Here is a 14,978-nt window from a genome sequence, read left to right as displayed (position 1 = left end):
ACCGAAGCAGCGGCATATTCAACAAGCGTCATCGCAAAGGGCAGTCGGCGTTAAGCGCTAGAATGAAGTAACCCTTTGCGCCAGACAGTTAGCCAACACCATTGACTGGCCGCTTCGTTGAAACGTCTGTAAGCGGGCGCGATGCTCAAAAGCCAAATGAATCCCCGCGTTTTCTGGGGCGCGTCCGCTGTGATCGCGCTGCTGCTGTCCGCCACCCTTGCCATGCCCGGCACCGCAGATGCCGCTTTCAAAGCTGCACAGGCGTGGACGATCGATACGTTTGGTTGGTTCTACATCGCAGCGGTGGCCGCGTTCCTGGTTGTCGTGCTTACACTTGGCTTCGGGCCTGCGGGCAAGCTTCGGCTTGGGCCGGACGATGCCGAGCCCGACTTCCCGTATGTATCGTGGCTGGCTATGCTGTTTGCCGCGGGAATGGGTATCGGACTGATGTACTTCGCCGTCGCCGAGCCAATTCAGCACTACATTTCACCACCTGAGGCCAAGAGCGGCACCATTCTGGCTGCACGCGAAGCCATGGCGATCACGTTCCACCATTACGGAGTGCATGCGTGGGCAATCTATGCGCTGGTTGGTCTGAGCCTTGCTTATTTTACCTACCGCAAGGGCATGCCGCTTACTCTCCGGTCCGGTCTGTCACCAATCCTGGGTAAGCGCGTCGATGGCACGCTTGGCGATGCGATCGACATTTTCGCAATTTGTGGGACCGTGTTCGGCGTTTCGACCTCGCTCGGGTTCGGCGTTTCCCAGATGACAGCTGGGCTTGCCTATAATTACGGGGTAGCGGACACCAGTCTGACGAAGGTGATCGTCATCAGCGTGGTGATGGGCGCTGCTACGCTGTCGGTACTGAGTGGCGCAGACCGCGGGATCAGGCGGCTCTCGGAACTCAACCTCGTCCTTGCCGTGCTGTTGATGCTGTTCGTGCTGGCCGTTGGACCAACGCTTTTCTTGCTTCGCGCGCTGGTGCAGAATTTCGGGCTATATCTCGATCACTTCGTCAAGCGGACCTTCACGCTCTACGCCTACGAGCCGCGCGCCTGGATGGCCGACTGGACCTTGTTCTACTGGGCGTGGTGGATCGCGTGGTCGCCATTCGTCGGCATGTTCATTGCGCGTATCTCACGCGGCCGCACCATCCGCGAATTCGTCATCGGCGTCCTGTTCGTACCGACCGCGTTTACGTTCCTGTGGATGACCGTGTTCGGCAACACAGCGATCGCGCTCGATCTCGGGCCAGCGGCGGGCGGGATCGCGAAAGCGGTCCAGGGGAACCTCTCCACGGCGTTGTTCAAGTTCCTGGAGTATCTGCCGGGTGCCGGGTTCACGTCCGCGCTGTCGATCCTGTTGGTCGGCGTGTTCTTCGTGACATCGGCGGACTCAGGGGCGCTTGTGATCGACACGCTGGCATCGGGTGGCCAGGAAGACACGCCCCGCTGGCAACGTGTTTATTGGTGCCTTCTGCTCGCGGTTACCTCGACATTACTGCTGCTAACGGGTGGTCTCGGCGCCTTGCAGGCGGCGACGTTGCTGGCAGCGCTACCGTTCTGTTTTATCATGCTCCTGCTCGCGTTTGGTCTTCTGCGGCAGGCGAAGGCCGACCTTGCCGGCGTGACGCTGTCGAACGACGCTGCAGCTCTCGGCCAGCGGTTGAAGCGGTTGGTCGTGCCATCAACCCGTGCCGATATCGAAGCAGAGATCGAGCGCAATGGTTTGCCGGCGCTCCGATCCGTCTGTGAGTTGATGCACGCTGAGGGTTGGACGGACAGCCGGGTGGACAGCACGGAAGACGACCTCACGCTTGTCGTAGGGGCCGGCGGTGCAAGCAGCTTCACGTACAAGCTGATCCCCCGCTCCCGCGCGCTGGCGGCCTATACCGCTCGTGAGGCACGGGCAGCGGGTCGCAGCCAGACTTGGGCGCTTACGGCGCAATCCGAGACCGAGACCGGGTATCGAAACCTTACTGGGTTTTCGCAGGATCAGATCACTGCTGACGTCGTCAGGCAGTTGGAGCGCTGGCGTCTCGGGTGATCCGAGGCGTCAGGTCCTTGCAAAGCGGACGTAGCGCCGATTTAGTTTAGCTGCTTATGCTCATCATATGGTGACGCATTCATCGCCACGGCAGACAATCGGCCAGATTGCTACACAAGGTGCTCTCGGGATCTTTCGTAGGAGCGAGCATGGTGCCGGGGGGAACGATCCCTGAATTGCTGGAAGTTGGTCGAGACTATCGGGTATCGATCGTACCGACAGTTCGGAGCTCACGGCGTCACCAGCGGCCCCGTTCATACCCCAGTCTGCATAATGCCCGGACAGTATCGGCCGGACCCAAGCGGAACTGTAGAGCGGGGCATGCGTAAATACGCGTATTGACCCTGCACCGATTAACGAAGTTCGAGGCGGTCAGGTAACTTTGCCGTCTCACATGCAGACTGGCAAAAGCCGGCTCATCGAGAGGGAGAGGTTGAGTATCCGTTCGATTTATCAAGGTTGCCCATGTCTTTGACGCCACGATTATCTGGTAAGATTGCGGCGCGCGCGCATCATTCCCCCGCAACGGCTGCGTTCTTCCACCGCCTGGCGCCGTTTTTCGCCACTGATCAGGTCGTCGGCGGACCGTTGCTCGTTGCAACGGTCGTTGCGCTGATCTGCACGAATTCAGCGCTCGCTCATGCCTATGAAGCGTTCTGGGATAAGGAACTCGCGATCAGCCTTGGTGTCATGCGCACCGCGCATCCGCTGGCCGACTGGGTCAACGACGCGTTGCTGCCGCTGTTCTTCCTGATCATCGGCGCAGAGGTGAAGCGGGAATTCACCAAGGGCGCGCTGTCGACTGTCAGGACCGCGGCGTTTCCCCTGGCGGGGGCGATCGGTGGCATCGTCGTGCCGATCGCGGTCTATCTCGCCTTCACCTATGGAACCGAGGCGGCGCATGGCTGGGGAACCGTCATCACCTCGGATACGGCGTTCGCGCTAGCGATCATCGGTCTGTTCGCTACGCGTCTGCCGACGTCGGTCCGCGCCGTGCTCCTGGCATTCGCCGCCATCGACGACGTCGGCGGCCTGCTCGTGATCGCCGTCGCTTATACCGATGCGCTCCACGTGGCCGCCCTGATCGTCGCGATCATGGCCTATGCCGCTATGTTCGGCGCGCTCAAGCTGCGGCTGGTGTCGCCGATCCCGTACGTGCTCCTGGGGTTGATCGTGTGGGGCGGGACCTATGTCTCCGGCATTCATGCCACGATCGCGGGGGTCATGCTGGGACTGTTGTCGCCGACGCGCTCGCGATTGTCCGAGCATCGGTTCGCCGACCGCGTTCAGGAGCCGATTGATCGGTTCCAGGCTGCCGTCGAGGATGCCCGCCAGGCGGACGATGGCGATGCAGATGCCGAAGAAGCCGAACGCAGGACGCAGAAGCAGCTTGGCTACCTCCAGGAAATGACGCAGGCGACCGACGAACCTGCCGAGCGTCTGGTACAGATGCTCAACCCCTGGGTTTCCTACGTGGTCCTGCCGCTATTTGCGCTCTCGGCCGTCCGCATTCACTTCTCCGCGGATCTGCTCGCGGACGCCGCTGGCTCGCTGCTCGGGCTGGGTGTGTTTGCCGGGCTCGCGTTCGGCAAGCCGCTCGGATTCCTCTCGGCGACGTGGCTTTCCGTGAAGTTGCGGGTGGCCGAGCTTCCGGAAGCCGTGTCGTGGCGGATGGTGCTCGGGGTCGGTGCTCTGTCGGGGATTGGGTTCACGATCTCGCTGTTCATCGCCAACCTCGCCTTCCCGGACGCGCAACGCACCGAAATGGCATCGCTTGCTGTCTTGGTCGCATCACTCGTGTCCGCGGGATTTGGGTATGTTGCCCTCCGGTGGGCGGCTGTTTCGATCGAACAAGAGTCAGGGAACGCTTGACCCGATATCAAACTCGAGAGACCGTCCCCATCGCTAATCCGGCGTTTCAAACCCGGTAGCGAGTTTCCAGCAAATCGAGCTCGCGAATAAGCTTTTGTGCTGTGACACTACCGACTTGCCGCTCGCGAACACGTTCGACAACCGAAGCGCGCTCCGCCTTGATACCAGCCAACCGAAACTTCCTCTCCAACTGATCCTGTAGCCGAGCCTCTGCGGTCGCCTTAGCCGAGCCGCTGCGGCTCTCGATGCGTTCCCGGTATAGATCCATTACGCGGGTGCCGGCTGCCGCGAAAAAGTCAGCGTTTCCGTCACGCTCCGCAAGATCATGCTGGGCTCGCTCAACGGCGCAGATCGCCGCCTCCGCGGCCGCAATACGGGCTGCGTCCTCTTCAGCTTGACGGGATGGCTCTGGTGGCATGCTCAGTCCGTTCAAAAGGATCGGCAGCGCGACGCTCGCGAGGACCAGGGATACGATGATGACTCCCGCAGCTAGAAAAATTGCAAGATCGCGGGCAGGGAAGGGTGATCCGTCGTTCAGCGTCAGCGGAATGGTCAACACGCCCGCAAGTGTGATCGCGCCCCTGACACCCGCTAATGACATCGCAGCAACCAGGCGCCAGTTGGGGCTTTTCCGGGTCATTGTATTTTCGTCGCGGCGCCGAAATAGCGTGAGACGGAAAGAAACCCACACCCAGCCGAAGCGCAGTAATGCGAGACCCGCTACGATCGCGAGAACATAGAGACCAAGCCACGCCGGCCCGTGATGCCCGGTCAACAGAACGGTCGCTTTGGCACCGGAAAGAATGACAGGAAGTTGCTCGCCCAACAGGACGAAAATTATACCGTTGAGGGCGAACTGAATGGTGTCCCATACGGAATTGCGACGCATCCGTGTCGTCGCCAGCGCCTGACGCGATCGCTCGGCAAAGGTCATTGTGACGCCGGCCGACACAGCGGCAAGGATACCGGATGCGTGCAGATGCTCGGCAAGAAGATAGGAGCCAAAGGGGATCAGCAGGCTGACAAGGATTTGCGAACCCGGCTCCTCACCGAAGTGCCGGGAGACCCACGCCTTGATGTAGGTCGCGACGAGCGTAACAACGATTCCGACGACAAGGCCAGCGCCAGCCACCCAGACAAAACTGGTTGCGGCCGTAGTAGCCGAGAACGTACCCGTCAGGACCGCGGCGATCGCAAAGCGCAGGCAGACCAGTCCCGAGGCATCGTTGAGAAGCGACTCACCCTCGAGAATGTGCATCATTCGTTTGGGAATGGGGACCCGCGCTGCGATCGCCGAAACTGCGATCGGGTCGGTTGGAGACACCACAGCCGCAAGCGCGAACGCAACGGCCAAAGGCATTGCGGGGATCATCCAGTGAATGAACAGCCCCATGCCGATCACGGTCAAAAGTACCAGACCCAGCGCCAATTCGACTACGGTGGACAAATCCTTGAGGAGTTCGTCCTTGGGTATGCGCCAACCGTCCAGAAAGAGTAGCGGGGGCAAGAACAAAAGCAGGAAAAGCTCGGGATCGAGCTCCACACGATACGACATCGATAGCCCGATTGCCGCGCCGAAAAGAATCTGAACCAGTGGCGTGGGTATGGATACCGGCAAAATTCGGGACACTACTCCGCTTGCCACGACAGCGAGCAGGAGGATGAGTACGATCGATACGGATTCCAAGCGATACTCCCTGAGTTGGCTCTGCTGTTACCGGTTTTAGGCATACGACGACACCCCGTGCATCGTTGCAAACGACTACGCAGTAGACGATGCGCGGTCGATCTCGGCACTTTCAACCTGAATTAGGTCGTATCACGCCGAAAATCTTTGCCCGGAGGGTCGCAAGAAGATCTGAGCATAATGGAATAATTTTGCTCCAGTCATACGAAGTTAGATGACGTTCTCGGCCCATTTTCGTGACGCCTGCCTAATACGGTCCGATATCACGGTTACCCGGCTAAAGGCGCTACTGTCAGCTGACATTGATATTAGGTCGTGACTTTCGCCAGCTAGAATGAAGAGCATTTGATGAAACCTACTGGTGATTTGACATCCCGTCTGGAAGCGACGATGTTCCACTGATGTACGCCCCTGCGACACATAAGCGTTTCCGCGACCATTCCGGCCAACTCGCCGCACGCGGTTAGCCCGAGCTCGCGGTTTTTCACCGCTTGAGTTCGGGCTTTATTCGATCTGAATTTTGGGACGTGCTCTGCGCGCCCATGGTCTCGAGTAAACGGAGCCGCACAGTGGTGGGTAATGTTACAGAATCTGAGAACGATCATCCAGCCGACTGCGCGAAAAATTTAACTGACACTTTGCCGCGGCATTATTTACGGATGACGCCAAGGCACTTTTTCTCGAATAAGTTCGATTTGGTAATAATTGAGGAGTTCTCAAAAGCGGATGGCGAAAGCGAGGAGTCGACACGTACGAACTGGCTTAATCGCCTTATGAGCCTGAACCTATTTTTTTTGATCGTTACGGTCGGAGTCCCAGTACTCGTATATTGTGTACTAGTGGCTGGGACGTAGGGGGCTTTTGTAAAGCAAATGCTGAGCTTCAGCTATGAATGTGGCGGTCCTATTGTTCGATGGTGATTTCAAGATGCCGATATCAATTCGGCCTGTCGGGGCGAGGCAGTGCGCTTAAACCCTTCAGCAAGCACGTTCCGCAGGTTACCATTCTCCGAAACGGCAAATCAGGTTCGACCGTGGCAAAGCGCTGTACTGGAATAGGCGCGGGCGTATTCTAGCAGATCGTCGGTCTGACCAAGGTAGATCCACCAGGACTATTTTTCAGGAGGGCTGGCGGTATCCCGGTTGGATTGGGATCCGGGACGCCAAGCGCTGGTGAGGGAAAGCTAGCGTGATACGTACGGTGAAGCGACTTTCGAAAAACCGGCGCGCCTACGCAAGCTTCAGAACGATAGCTGCACACGGCCTATAATTCTGTCTGCATCACTGCGCCGGTCTGCCGATCGGCTTTCGGGGTTTGTGCGGGAAATATCGGTACCGACATAATCGACGCCGATTGTCATACGGTTGCGACGATGTTCGAGGCCGAGCCGCCAGTTGGTGTAACTGCCGCTCGGACGAAGACGCTCCGCCCGGACGGGATCGCTGACGCTGCCGGAGGAGTGGCCGATTTCGGCGAGCATCGTAAGCGGCGTACCGGGAATACCGGCATTAGCGGTCGTATAGACATGCACGTTGCTGCCGCCGATTGCACGCTGCGAGGGCGCGCCGATCACGCCGAGCGTGGCGTAGAGTGGACCATAGGCATAGCTTGCCGATACGCCGGCCTCGACATAGTCCATCCGCCCTCGTGCGCCTGCGAATGCGTGTCCTGTGGCGTCGGTGCGTATCTGCACGGCGCCCAGATCCCAGCCGGTTCCCACCGACAGGTCGACGACCGCATCAGCGCCACCGTGTCGCACGCTGTTCCGAAGCGTCACCGCGCGCGCAGAGGCATCGAGCCGGCCGCGTGAAACGCGAAGATCGCCCGCCAGCGCGGCACGTCCCTCACTCCAGCTGAGCCCGCGGCGTTCCTCCTCGCTCATCACCTCCAAGGTTACCGACCCGGCATCCTGTGCAAACGCGGGCGTGATCAGGCCGCAGCTCGCGGCACCGAGCACGCCCGCCAATCTAACGCGGCGGATCATCCAGCGCGCTGCGGACCGTGGACCCGGTCGAGCTCGACGCGCAGCATCTGTTCGTCTTCCTGCGCCAGCATCAGCAGATGTTGCTGCATGTCCGCGGCCTTTCTGGCGACTTCCTTCTTGATGGCGCCATGGCTTGCGACGCACCAGCCCGGTCGAGTGCCCGAAACTACGGGTTCGCTTTCGATGCTGCGCACCAGCCTGGTACCCGATGCTGCGACCGCGTGACGCGCGACCGACATGCTTGCCGCCCAATCGCAGCGTAGCGACGACGCTCTTCCGCCGGGAGCGACCGCGCCCACCTGTTTGTGCGTGATGACGACGTTGCCGCGATATTTGACGGCGACCGGACCGCTGCGATGATCCACCTCGTTCTGGTGATCGACGGTCATACCGAGGGCGGCACCGGTGGCGGCAAGCACCAGACCGGCGGTTAGCAAATAGGCCATATTCGTTCTCCTGTTGCCATTCCGATCCATTCTGATCGGTAAAGCTGGTCCTTGCGGACGATGATTCTACAACGACGCTGCGGCGCGTCGGTTCAGTTGAATTGCAGCCGTAACGCGCGGGTGCGCAGCCGATCCTTCACCTCGAGGCGCAGACGTTTCAGGCGAAACAGCCGCAAGCTATTGGGGATGCGCCGCTTTATCTCGGCGCGAATCTGCTCGTCCAGCCGCGCGTGCAACTGGGTCAGTTTGTAGGAAAATATATGCAAAGCCGCTCTCCAACCAATGATTGAACGATCGGATCAGTCGCGATGAAAGCAGGCCAGGCCTAGACATCGAGATAGCCCGATGCGGTCCGACATCACGTCTGTCACAAGACAATCGTCAGAGGGGCCCGGCCCGCGCTAAGGATGTTAGGCATTTCATGGTGAGCGTCAAGGCAATATAACTAAAACTCAACACGCGTTGACATTAGGGTGCAGGTCCACGATGTTATTATGACGTATAGCCCACCTCACTAAGTGAACTATAGATCACTCAGGTCATATAGCCGCACAAGAACAGCCAGTATCTACGATTCTATGTCGTTGATATTGGGATTTATTCCATATTACTTTCTGGACGTTCCGGTTGCGGTAGGGTCAGGACCCATTGATGTGAGAGACGCGATCTGATTCAGGCTCCGTGAGGAGACTGAGGATGAGCGACCTGTACTGGCTAACGGACGAGCAGATGGCACGCCTGCGGCCATATTTCCCAAAGAGCCATGGCAAGCCGCGAGTTGACGACCGGCGGGTGTTGAGCGGCATCGTTTTCGTGAACCGCAATGGGCTGCGTTGGCGTGATGCGCCCAGCGACTACGGCCCGCACAAGACGCTCTACAATCGCTGGAAACGGTGGGGTGAGATGGGTGTGTTCCTCCGCATGATGGAAGGTCTGTCTGCCGCTGATGCAGACCCAAAGACCGTCATGATCGACGCGACGTATCTGAAGGCGCACCGCACGGCATCGAGCCTGCGGGTTAAAAAGGGGATCTCGGGCGTCTGATTGGTCGCACCAAAGGTGGCATGAACACGAAGCTCCATGCCGTGACCGACGCAAACGGCCGTCCGCTCAGCTTCTTCATGACCGCTGGACAGGTCAGCGACTACACCGGTGCGGCCGCATTGCTCGACGATCTGCCCAAGGCGCAATGGCTGCTCGGCGACCGCGGTTACGACGCCGACTGGTTCAGGGATGCCTTACAGGCCAAAGGCATCCAGCCATGCATCCCAGGTCGGAAGTCTCGGCTCGAGCCCATCAAATACGACAAACGCCGCTACAGGCGCCGTAGCCGTATCGAGATCATGTTCGGACGGCTGAAGGACTGGCGCCGCGTTGCGACCCGCTACGACAGGTGTCCGACGGTCTTCTTGTCCGCCATCGCCCTCGCTGCCACTGTCATCTTTTGGCTTTGATCAACGAGTCCTGACCCTAGGTGGCAATATTCTTGCCGGGGCGTCTGATACCGGCAAAAGCCTGCTTCTCCATTGCCTTGACTACATTCTCGGCTCAGACAAAATGCGCAAGCGCGTCCCCGAGATTGAGCCATATTCAAGCCTGTACGTCGAGTTTGGTACCAGCAACGGGCAGGTGCTGACCCTCAAGCGTGACCTTTCCGGAGGCAATCTCGCTGCCTATCATTATTCGATTGATCAGATCGGCGGCGCCGGGCAGACGATCAGTCCGAGGCGCTATGGAAAGTCAGTCGGCGATGATGTCACTTCCGTTCTGTTCCCATTCGCGGGGATAGCGGAAGCCCAGCTGAGGACGAACGAGCAAGGCAAAGTGCAGCGGCTCACAGTCAGAAATTTGCTACCGATTTTCCTCGTCGACGAGATTTCTGTGATCGCCGAGCAGTCGCCCGTTCTCGGAGAGACGGGCTTCGGCGACACGACCCGCAAGCGGATGTTCTCCTTTCTTTTGACTGGCAAAGATGACGCAGGCGTTGTCGCGGACGAGAAGCGTGAAGTCGTCAACGCGCGCCTCGCGGCCAAATTAGGGATTATCGAGGACCTTTTGGCCCCTCTCCAGAAGCGCTTGGATGGAGTCCGCCAAGCGGAGTCGTTGGATTCAGTCGAAAAGCTCGACGCGGCGATCGACGCGACGCGAGCGCGGCTCCAGATTGTCGAACTGCAGCGTGAGCGGCTGCAGTCGGAGCGGATTTTGGCGGCTGAAAGCCTGGACCATTCGAACTCACAGATCATAGCGATTGACGAGCTGCTAGTGCGCTACGAATTGCTGGATGAGCGGTATAGTTCTGATCTCGAGCGACTGGATTTCGTTGCGGAAGGCGTCCAGTTCTTCGATCAGTTACAGGAGGTGACCTGCCCCTTGTGCGACCAGGTAATGACGGCCGATCATGCTCATATCGCCGACGATCGAAGTGCTGCGATTTATGACGCCGCCAAAGCTGAAGCCGCCAAGATCCTTGCCCAACGATCGGACCTGGGCGCCGCCATTGCCGACCTTGAAGACCGTCGCAAAGCTCATGTCGTCATTGTCAAAGAGCTTTCCCAGACGCTTCAGCAGATCGAGACCGGTTTAAAATCCGATCTAGCGCCAAAGCTCAGGGGGGATGTTGAACGTCTCGAGTCATTATCGGATAAACGACTGCAGCTTGAGACGATACGTAATGACTTTGATCAATATGACAGCCTTATGCTGCTGCGTCAGCAGATTGAGGACGCAGCTAAAGACGGTCGGCCTAAGTCCCGCGATTGGGAACCGTTGCCTGCTGCGGCGTTGCTGGTCTTCTGCCGTCAGGTAGAAGCAGTCCTAAAAGAGTGGCAATGGCATTCCGCGGAGCCTCGCGTCGAATTTGACCAGCAAACCTTTGACATTGTCGTAGATGGCCAAGCTCGTCAGTCGCATGGTAAGGGCGTTAGGGCGCTACTATATTCCGCCTTTGTTTTAGGTCTTCTTCGTTATTGCGCCGCGAACGGTCGGCCTCACCCAGGTTTTATCGTTATCGACTCCCCGCTGACGTCCTACAAAAGGGGCCGAGATGTCAAATTGAATGACGGTGTAGATCTAGGCTTAGAGGATGGATTTTGGTCGTCGATGCCAAACACATCCGCTGACCTGCAGGTCATTATTATCGAAAATAAGGAACCCCCGGCAGCTGTTCAGACCGGTACACACTATGAATGGTTTTCCGGAGCAGATGCTACAGATCGCGATCGAGCTGGCTTCGTGCCGAATTAATCGGCTTTGACAGTGCTTAACACCGACGATGTGCAGGGGCCTAATGTTGCTGAACCGGCGTGCCTCAGACCGTGAAGACCGGTTAGGACGTTTCGGCATCATAGGTAAGTTCGTCACGGGCGATGAAACACGTCGGGGCAGGGTACAGATGCAGGAAAAAGAATTTCGAGCCTGGTTGGGCAAACGCCTCTGGAAGGGACATTCCCTGACGAAAAAGGCGACGGACAACCGGGTCGGTCGAAGCTTCCGGGCGGAACGCGGTATACACGGCCTCGGCTTTGCCGAAGACACGCTCGACGAACTGTTCGATGCCGGGAAATGGCAGCAACTTCTCGACAAGCTGTCTGCGCTCAGAAGCGATTCCGAAGCAGATCTGGAAGGCGTGCGGGCCGTGGTGCCAAAAGCGGAGAAGCCGGGGGGCCAACTCGGAAACATGATCGCGGCCCTCAAGCAATATGGCTATTTTCGCGAAGGTCGTGATCCGAACTATTCGACGTCCGGGACGACGGACGAGGATGAGGAAGACGAGAGCCAGGCGGACAGGATTCGTCGGTATGTCTTGGACAATTACATCGCCCCTGCGCGCGTCGAGGGGAAGGCGACGGTAACGATCACCGTTGGACCGCTGAACAACGAGATGGGCCTGCACATGGCTTGGCCTATCATTTGCCAGGCACTTGAAGGCCGTCTCTTTATGGAGCTCGCGATGGTGCCGCGTCCGGCAGCGGAGGGTCCTCGGCAAAGCACGACCCGCAAACTAACCTTTTCCTTGAAATCGGAGGACGGCAACGTGATCGAGCCGAAACAACTGCCAACCAACCTCATCCTCTTCGGACCGCCGGGCACCGGCAAGACCTATCAGACGGTTCGAGAAGCCGTGGCGCTTTGTGACGGCAGTGCAGATTATCCCGACACCAGGGATGGCAGGAAAAGCCTTATGGGCCGATACCGCGACTTGGAGGCAGAGAGACGGATCGCCTTCGTGACCTTCCACCAAAATTACGATTACGAGAGCTTTGTGGAAGGGTTGCGCCCTGAAACCGGAGATGACGAAGGGGCCACGACTGGATTTCGGCTCGAGGCGCGTCCTGGTATATTCCGGGAAATTTGTGCGCTTGCCGATCAGGCACGAACGCGCACCGTACCATCGGTCAGCGCAACGGACTTCGATTTTAGTGATCGCCGGTTCTGGAAAATGGGCCAAGGCGCGATTGGCAGTGAGGCCGATGTTTACGATGCCGCGATAGCGAATAACTATATCACGCTAGGTTGGGGAGGCATGATAGACTGGAGTGGAAAGCAATTCTCTACTTTCGAGGCAATCAAAGCCGAGTGGCTCAAAAGGAATCCCGGGGATCCCACACCCAGCAATTGGACCCAGATGTGGCCTTTCCGCTGTGAGATGAAGGTGGGAGATATCGTCATCGTTCCCTACGGCAATACGGCCTTTCGAGCCATCGCCTAGGTAACGGGCGACTATCGGTATGAGCCCTCCGCCGAGGGGCATTACGCACATCGACGAGACGTGCGCTGGCTGCTCAGTTTAGATGAGCCCTTAGCCCTCGACACCATCGTCGATGGTAGGTTCACGACGCGCACTCTTTATCCGATCGCGACTAAGCGGGTGAACCTGCCGGCACTCGGTCGCTTGATTAGTGATGAGAACGCAGTCCCGGTTGGTGAAGGAGGGGGGAGCCTGACCAGTTCGTGCTGATCATTGATGAAATCAACAGCGCCAATGTCTCCAAAGTATTTGGCGAGCTGATTACTTTGATCGAGCCTGACAAGCGGCTCGGTATGGACAATGCCCTGACGCTGACCTTGCCCTATTCGAAGAGGCGAGACTTTGGCGTCCCCGCCAACCTTCACATCATCGGTACGATGAACACGGCCGACCGCTCGATCGCGTTGCTTGATACCGCGTTACGCCGACGCTTCGTTTTTCAGGAGATCGCGCCAAAACCAGAGTTGCTTGGAACCGTTGACGGGATCGACCTGAAGGCTGTGCTTGTGAAAATTAACGACCGGATCGAATATCTGATCGATCGCGAGCACCGGATTGGTCACGCGTTCTTCATGGGATGCAGCAACCGAGCCGCTGTTAACAATGTCATGCGGGACAAGATCATTCCGCTTCTTCAAGAGTATTTTTTTGAGGATTGGAGCCGGATACAGGGCGTGCTTGGCGATGGCTTCATCGGCGCGCGAAAGCTCCCACCTCCCCCGGGAATTGAAGGTGAGGAGCGCGATAGCTGGTTCGTCCGCGGCAAGTTCGCAGATGATGCCTTTGGGCGCCTGACAGGCGAAGCCCCAGCAGAGTCCGGGGCCGAATGAGTCATCTGTCGGTCAGCGAATGGGGACGTGTCCCGGTACTCGATCAACCAGACGAGGCCGGCTTCACGCGCGCGCAGGCCAATGCGCTGATCGCGGCTGCGCGCACTCATCCGCTCGGCGGTGATGAGGGCACGAGGATCCTCAGTGATCACTATCGTCACCTGACCGCACGACAGATGGTCGGCGTGATCGCTGCGCCGGGATGCAGCCTCGAAATCCTTCCGAAGATCGACCCGGCGGAAGGGGAGGACACCGAAGCCCGGAGCACGGTGCGCCAGCGTCTGGTTCGAATGCTCGATGTGGCCTTGGGATTGAACATCGGCGACGGCGCTGTGGCGACCATGGCACGGCAACAAGAGAGCCTGCTCGATATCCTAATCCGGCTTTTCGCCGACAAGCTGCTGACAGAGGCGCGACGCGGGTTGCCGCGGACGTATCTGGCACAGGAGCAAGACCTGCCAGCCTTACGTGGCCGGCTGAACGTCGTGAGGCAATTTACTGCTCATGCCGTGCGGCCAGATAGACTCGCTTGCCGGTTTGACGCGCTTTCCAACGATATTCCGCTTTTGCAGGTGATGAAGGCATGTGTGATCGCGCTCCGCCGCCATGCACGGGCAGGAGAGACAATCCGTAAGCTCGACGAGTTGCGCTTCGTACTGGCAGATATTAGCGATGTCGGCGTTTCCGTCCTTCCTTGGGGATCGATCCGTATCGACCGGACCAATCGGCGATGGGAAACACTCTACGGGCTCGCGCGGCTATTTTTAAAGCGCGACTGGCAGGCGACGCACCGGGCCTCTCATGCTGGCCAAGGGATCACGCTCCTCTTCCCCATGAATGATCTGTTCGAAGCCTATGTCACCGCTTTGATGAGAAAGGCGATACGCCCGCTCGATCTGAGCGTGGAGTCGCAAGGCGGTCGGTTGTTCTGTTTGATCGAGGAGGGGGGGCGCAGGCGCTTCCAGACAAAGCCCGACTTGATCGTCCGTCGCCGTCCGCAGGACGGCGGGAAAGTTGTCGCAATCATCGATACCAAGTGGAAACGGCTGTCTCCGTTGGTCGAGGACGGCAAGCACGGTGTCAGCCAGTCCGATGTCTACCAGATGATGGCCTACGGCCAATTGTACGACTGTCGTGAGCTGGTCTTGCTCTATCCGCACCACGCCGGATTGGGCGAGACCGCCCTAACCTTGCCGTATCGCGTTTTGAACAGCGCGGATCGCCTTCATCTGCGAAGCGTTGACGTGCGGCTGCGCGAACCTCTCATCCTCGACCAGCTCTTCAGCATGTTAACGCTCTGGTCGACCTCAAACCATGTTCGCGAAGCCTTCTCAGCGTGAGAGCGGGTTCGGCTTTCCGCCCC

At 58.6% G+C, this 14,978-nt stretch carries 11 protein-coding genes; 7 read left to right on the top strand and 4 right to left on the bottom strand.

Annotation, left to right across the window (positions count from 1 at the left end):
• Nucleotides 1-156 precede the first annotated feature (156 nt).
• Together O6X71_RS05915 and nhaA are read left to right on the top strand one after the other, a co-directional pair.
• The gene (locus tag O6X71_RS05915) at nt 157-2,049 is read left to right on the top strand and encodes a BCCT family transporter (protein WP_353464915.1); all 1,893 of its coding nucleotides are present in this window, start codon (nt 157-159) and stop codon (nt 2,047-2,049) included.
• A gap of 465 nt (nt 2,050-2,514) precedes the next feature.
• Nucleotides 2,515-3,921: a Na+/H+ antiporter NhaA gene (gene nhaA / locus O6X71_RS05910; RefSeq protein WP_353464914.1), complete on the top strand. Its 1,407-nt coding sequence runs from the start codon at nt 2,515-2,517 to the stop codon at nt 3,919-3,921.
• A 46-nt stretch (nt 3,922-3,967) separates the two neighbouring features.
• Here nhaA and O6X71_RS05905 read toward each other — a convergent pair whose 3' ends face one another.
• The 4 genes from O6X71_RS05905 to O6X71_RS05890 form a co-directional block, all read right to left on the bottom strand.
• Complete coding sequence (locus O6X71_RS05905; protein WP_353464912.1) at nt 3,968-5,608, bottom strand: Na+/H+ antiporter; 1,641 nt, start codon at nt 5,606-5,608, stop codon at nt 3,968-3,970.
• A gap of 1,240 nt (nt 5,609-6,848) precedes the next feature.
• Nucleotides 6,849-7,592: a TorF family putative porin gene (locus tag O6X71_RS05900; RefSeq protein ID WP_353464911.1), complete on the bottom strand. Its 744-nt coding sequence runs from the start codon at nt 7,590-7,592 to the stop codon at nt 6,849-6,851.
• Nucleotides 7,589-8,038 (bottom strand): hypothetical protein, encoded by a 450-nt coding sequence (locus O6X71_RS05895; RefSeq protein WP_353464910.1) that lies wholly within the window; start codon nt 8,036-8,038, stop codon nt 7,589-7,591. The genes O6X71_RS05900 and O6X71_RS05895 overlap by 4 nt, the downstream gene beginning before the upstream one ends.
• 92 nt (nt 8,039-8,130) lie before the next feature.
• Complete coding sequence (locus O6X71_RS05890; RefSeq protein WP_353464909.1) at nt 8,131-8,304, bottom strand: DUF465 domain-containing protein; 174 nt, start codon at nt 8,302-8,304, stop codon at nt 8,131-8,133.
• Nucleotides 8,305-8,734: 430 nt separating this feature from the next.
• Here O6X71_RS05890 and O6X71_RS05885 point away from each other — a divergent pair.
• From O6X71_RS05885 to O6X71_RS05865, 5 genes are all read left to right on the top strand, one after another.
• A protein-coding gene (locus tag O6X71_RS05885; protein ID WP_353464908.1) for an IS5 family transposase occupies nt 8,735-9,492 on the top strand; the annotation gives its coding sequence in 2 pieces (ribosomal slippage) (nt 8,735-9,068 and nt 9,068-9,492; 759 coding nt in all).
• A 103-nt stretch (nt 9,493-9,595) separates the two neighbouring features.
• Nucleotides 9,596-11,281, top strand: a complete 1,686-nt coding sequence (locus O6X71_RS05880; protein ID WP_353464907.1) for a hypothetical protein — start codon at nt 9,596-9,598, stop codon at nt 11,279-11,281.
• Between the two features lie 43 nt (nt 11,282-11,324).
• Nucleotides 11,325-12,746, top strand: a complete 1,422-nt coding sequence (locus O6X71_RS05875) for a hypothetical protein (protein ID WP_353464906.1) — start codon at nt 11,325-11,327, stop codon at nt 12,744-12,746.
• Nucleotides 12,747-12,988: 242 nt separating this feature from the next.
• The gene (locus O6X71_RS05870) at nt 12,989-13,615 is read left to right on the top strand and encodes an McrB family protein (RefSeq protein ID WP_353464905.1); all 627 of its coding nucleotides are present in this window, start codon (nt 12,989-12,991) and stop codon (nt 13,613-13,615) included.
• Nucleotides 13,612-14,955 carry an McrC family protein gene (locus O6X71_RS05865; protein WP_353464904.1) on the top strand — a complete coding sequence of 448 codons (1,344 nt, stop codon included), beginning with the start codon at nt 13,612-13,614 and terminating at the stop codon, nt 14,953-14,955. The genes O6X71_RS05870 and O6X71_RS05865 overlap by 4 nt, the downstream gene beginning before the upstream one ends.
• Nucleotides 14,956-14,978 lie beyond the last annotated feature (23 nt).

Origin of the sequence: Sphingomonas faeni, assembly GCF_040407505.1 — a bacterium.
Classification (GTDB): Bacteria; Pseudomonadota; Alphaproteobacteria; order Sphingomonadales; family Sphingomonadaceae; genus Sphingomonas; species Sphingomonas faeni_E.
The sequence above is the reverse complement of the archived record's forward strand: the minus strand, read 5'-3'. Positions and strand labels throughout refer to the sequence as shown.

Coding starts and splice junctions, on each gene's coding strand:
- O6X71_RS05915 (WP_353464915.1), top strand. CDS start 157: ATGAATCCCCGCGTTTTCTGGGGCGCGTCCGCTGTGATCGCGCTGCTG.
- nhaA (WP_353464914.1), top strand. CDS start 2,515: ATGTCTTTGACGCCACGATTATCTGGTAAGATTGCGGCGCGCGCGCAT.
- O6X71_RS05900 (WP_353464911.1), bottom strand. CDS start 7,592: ATGATCCGCCGCGTTAGATTGGCGGGCGTGCTCGGTGCCGCGAGCTGC.
- O6X71_RS05895 (WP_353464910.1), bottom strand. CDS start 8,038: ATGGCCTATTTGCTAACCGCCGGTCTGGTGCTTGCCGCCACCGGTGCC.
- O6X71_RS05880 (WP_353464907.1), top strand. CDS start 9,596: ATGCGCAAGCGCGTCCCCGAGATTGAGCCATATTCAAGCCTGTACGTC.
- O6X71_RS05875 (WP_353464906.1), top strand. CDS start 11,325: ATGTTGCTGAACCGGCGTGCCTCAGACCGTGAAGACCGGTTAGGACGT.
- O6X71_RS05865 (WP_353464904.1), top strand. CDS start 13,612: ATGAGTCATCTGTCGGTCAGCGAATGGGGACGTGTCCCGGTACTCGAT.